Here is a 2558-nt window from a genome sequence, read left to right as displayed (position 1 = left end):
TGTGCATTTATGGCTATTAGTAATAAAGCTATAGTTAATATTTTTTTCATAGTAATAGTTTAACATAACTTACAGTTAAAGTAAAGCTAAAATATTAAAGTTTGGCCTGCGGGTGTAATTTTGTGGTAAATATTTGGTAGTTTAAAGGGGGATAATGACTAAATTAAAAAACCATCTTTACAAAACCTTTGCATAACTTATATAAGAAAACGGTTTGGAATGCCGAAACTATATAATAAACTACAAAAGAGCAATAAAATATGAAGTTATGGATTGGTGCCTTTTTAATATTAATCTTAAGCGGTTTAGCTGCCGCCAATATTTGGCAAAGCTGGCGCTATAAAAATTTACAAGAGTTAGCCCGCGTGCACGAAAGGCAGCAAATTATTGTTTACGAAGACAGCAAACGGCTTATTACGGCCATTAACCACCTTACTGCCCCGCAAAGACTACTAGACCTTATTGCCGCTCACCCCGAATGGCAGCTGCGCCGCTTAACGGCCACCGATGTTATTGTGATAGAGATGGAGTAAATTATGTCGTTATTTAATAGCGAAATGCTGGCCAATATTTTGGGCAAAGCCAATTCGGGAGCGGTAAACGAGGCCATTAATGTTTCTATCGATAGCCGGCTGGTAAGCCGCGGCTCGCTTTTTGTGGCCTTAAAAGGCGAACACAACGATGGCTCCGCTTTTTTAGAAGAGGCCTTTAAAAACGGGGCGACTATGGCTATTACCAGTTACGACAGTGGGTTGGCTGGTCGCCAAAAAGAGCTGGCTGGCCGTTATAGCGCCGCCCTCTTTTTGGTAGATAACCCTTTGTATGCTTTGCAGCAATTAGCTGGTTATCATATTAAACGTTTTCCGAAACTTATTAAAATTGGTATTACCGGCAGTAACGGCAAAACCACCGTTAAAGAAATGCTGGCCGGTATCCTGCGTAGAGCTGCCCCTACCGCCGCGACTATCGGTAATCTTAACAGCGATTGCGGCCTGCCTTTAAGCTGCTTTGCCATTAACAGCGAGCATAAATATGCCGTTCTGGAGATGGGTATGAACCGTAAAGACGAAATGAGCGAGCTGGCCGGCATTGTTAAACCTAATTATGCCATTATTACCAATATCGGCAATGCGCATATCGGGATGCTTGGCTCACGCGAGGCGATTGCCCACGAAAAAAAAGCCATTGCCAGCCACTTTAATGGCAGCCAAACTTTATTTTTACCCCAGCACGACTCTTTTGCAGCTTTTTTGGCTCAAAACATCGCCGGGCGGGTTATCTTTTATGCCCCTACCTTACTTAAAAAATTTGAAAGGGTAGAAGATTTAGGACTTGATGGTTATAAACTTTATGTGGGCGGCGAGACCATTCGTATCCACTTTGCCGGTAAACATAATTTACATAATGCTTGCCTTGCCATCTATGTAGCCCTCGAGTTGGGGTTAAAACTTAAAGATATAAAAGAAGGGCTGGAAAAAGTAAGGCCGTTAGATGGCCGCAGCCAAGTAAGCGCCGGCCGTATTACCTTACTTAAAGATTACTACAACGCCAGCCCCGAAAGTATGAAAGCCGCCATCGGTAGTATAACTGCTTTAAAATATGCCCGTAAGTTGGTTTTTTTAGCCGAAATGCGTGAGCTAGGCGACAATAGCGCCGATTTACACAAAGAGCTTGCCTCCAGCCTGCTTAAAGCCGGTATAGATGAAATATATTTGCTTGGCCCTAATATGGCTTACTTAGCTGCCGAGTTAAAAGAGCTTAAATTTTTTGGCGCTATTCATCACTCGACCAGCTTTAATAGCTTAAAGGAACTATTATTAACCAACCTTAAAGATGGCGATTTACTTTTGTTAAAAGGCAGCCGCTACTACCAATTAGAACGTTTGATTGAGCCTTTAACACAACAAGGATTTTTAAGGGCCGGTTAGTGGCATTATTATATATATTCTAAGAAAAATATTTGCTATAAAAAATATTAACTATAATTTTATTACTAATAGCCATAAACGCACAAAGGTAAGGGTTGCCGGTACCGGCGAATGCTACGTTAGCTACTTTGTTTCCTGATAAGAATTTGAGGGTATCAGTAGCAGGACTAGAGGTAACCAATTAATTAACTTTAGTGGAAATAGTCTTATTAATTTACAAGAGCTTTGGCTACATGGTAATCCGCTAACAAAGATAGAAATATGATAAACTATTATTCTCTTGTAACATTGCTTTATTTGCTAGCCAGTGGACATCTTTTAAAAAACAAGTTAAAATAGAGTTTATGCTTGATTTTCAAAGACGTAAAGCTTTTTGGCTTTATTACGATAATATGGGTAAATTTACCATAAGTAATGTACCGGTAGTTGTTATTATAGGTTCTTTAACTTTGCTGGCTAACTTTTGGCAAAATGCCTTAGCTTTACCGGTAAGTTTAGCTGTGGGTTACCTGTTGCTTGTTATTTATCAGGCCGGTTTAGTTAGCTTTTTACGCAGCTTTACAGCTTATCAACCGCTAAATATTAAACAGTTGCCGGCTTTAGTGTTAGCTAAATTAAAAACTTCGGTTT

At 39.9% G+C, this 2558-nt stretch carries 3 protein-coding genes; all 3 read left to right on the top strand.

Going from position 1 to position 2558, the window contains the following annotated elements; translation table 11 throughout:
* Positions 1-260 precede the first annotated feature (260 nt).
* Positions 261-533 (top strand): hypothetical protein, encoded by a 273-nt coding sequence (locus tag FWE37_09535; protein ID MCL2521221.1) that lies wholly within the window; start codon positions 261-263, stop codon positions 531-533.
* Between the two features lie 3 nt (positions 534-536).
* The gene (gene murF / locus FWE37_09530; protein ID MCL2521220.1) at positions 537-1928 is read left to right on the top strand and encodes a UDP-N-acetylmuramoyl-tripeptide--D-alanyl-D-alanine ligase; all 1392 of its coding nucleotides are present in this window, start codon (positions 537-539) and stop codon (positions 1926-1928) included.
* A 344-nt stretch (positions 1929-2272) separates the two neighbouring features.
* Positions 2273-2558: hypothetical protein (locus FWE37_09525; protein MCL2521219.1), on the top strand; the 286-nt coding region annotated here is incomplete at its 3' end.

It is taken from the genome of Spirochaetaceae bacterium (assembly GCA_009784515.1).
Classification (GTDB): Bacteria; Spirochaetota; Spirochaetia; order WRBN01; family WRBN01; genus WRBN01.
The sequence above is the reverse complement of the archived record's forward strand: the minus strand, read 5'-3'. Positions and strand labels throughout refer to the sequence as shown.